Origin of the sequence: Streptomyces sp. MnatMP-M17, from assembly GCF_900091995.1 — a bacterium.
Classification (GTDB): Bacteria; Actinomycetota; Actinomycetes; order Streptomycetales; family Streptomycetaceae; genus Streptomyces.
This window is the reverse complement of the sequence record NZ_FMDK01000300.1, coordinates 1-1,425: the sequence shown is the minus strand read 5'-3', so window position 1 is coordinate 1,425 and position 1,425 is coordinate 1. Positions and strand designations below refer to the sequence as shown.

The 1,425-nt window shown below is 69.5% G+C and carries 2 protein-coding genes; both read left to right on the top strand.

What is annotated here, in order from left to right:
- Positions 1-754 (top strand): BREX system ATP-binding protein BrxD (gene brxD, locus GA0115259_RS14190; RefSeq protein WP_107469185.1); only part of this gene is annotated, 754 nt, incomplete at its 5' end.
- Positions 754-1,425, top strand: a 672-nt coding sequence (locus GA0115259_RS14185; protein WP_141716558.1) for a DEAD/DEAH box helicase, incomplete at its 3' end; no start/stop codon positions are given. The genes brxD and GA0115259_RS14185, both read left to right, overlap by 1 nt.

Sequence of the window (1,425 nt, the reverse complement as noted above, 5' to 3'; positions counted from 1 at the left end):
GCTCGGCGGCCAGCCGCACGTCGCGGCCTCGGCCCGCCGGACCGCCGGGGTGCGGGGCGACCTCGACCACTTCGGCGCGCTCGGCTTCCTGCAGGGTCTGCTCACCGTGCTGCGCGACTCCGGGCACACCGGGCTGTTCGTCGTCCTCGACGAGGTGGAGACGCTGCAGCGGGTCCGGTCGGACGCCCGCGACAAGGCACTCAACGCGCTGCGGCAGCTCATCGACGAGGTGCACTCGGGCCGCTTTCCCGGTCTGTATCTGGTCATCACGGGTACCCCGGCCTTCTACGACGGTCAGCAGGGCGTGCAGCGTCTGGCCCCGCTCGCTCAGCGGCTGGCCACCGACTTCACGACCGACCCGCGCTTCGACAACCCTCGAGCCGTGCAGATCAGGCTTCCCGGCTTCAATCAGAAGTCGCTGGTCGGCCTCGGCCTCACCATCCGTGACCTGTACGCCGATGCCGCGGAAATGCCCGAGCGTGTACGGAAGGTCGTCGACGACGGGTATGTCGCCGACCTCGCGCTGGCTGTCGGCGGGGCGCTGGGCGGGAAGGTCGGGGTGGCTCCCCGGCTGTTCCTGAAGAAGCTCGTCGGGGACGTGCTCGACCGCGTGGACCAGTTCGACGACTTCGACCCCCGGCAGCACTACCGGCTCACCGTCGCCGGCAGCGAACTCACCGATGTCGAGCGGAACCTGGCCGCCACGGTCTCCGGAGACTCCGCGTCGGCCGATGACATCGACCTGGAGCTGTGATGGCGGACGCGGGACTCCCGGCCGCGAAGGACCAGGGTGACGAGGACGCCGATGTACTGGACCGACTCGATCCCGTCGTCCTGCATCACATCGTCAACACCCTCGGGTGGCCCGATCTGCGCCCCCTGCAGCGTGCGGCGATCACGCCGCTCATGCAGGGGCAGGACGCCGTACTGCTGGCTCCGACGGCGGGGGGCAAGACCGAGGCGGCCTGCTTCCCCCTGCTGTCGGCGATGACCGAGCAGAAGTGGACCGGCACATCTCTGCTGTATCTGTGTCCGCTCAAGGCACTTCTCAACAACCTGGTCGTCCGTGTCGACTCCTACGCCCAGTGGCTGGGGCGACGCGCTGCCCTCTGGCACGGTGACACCAAGGAATCGCAACGGAGGCGCATACGGGCCGAGGCGCCGGACATCCTGCTGACCACGCCCGAGTCGCTCGAAGCGATGCTGATCGGCGTCAAGACCGACCACGCCCGCCTGTTGGGAAGCGTGCGGGCCGTCGTCGTCGACGAAGTGCACGCGTTCGCAGGGGATGACCGGGGATGGCACCTGCTCGCCGTGCTCGAACGGCTGGAGCGGGTCACCGGACGGCCCATCCAGCGCGTTGGGCTCTCGGCGACGGTCGGCAACCCGGCCGAGTTGCTGCACTGGCTGCAAGGCGCGGGGGCC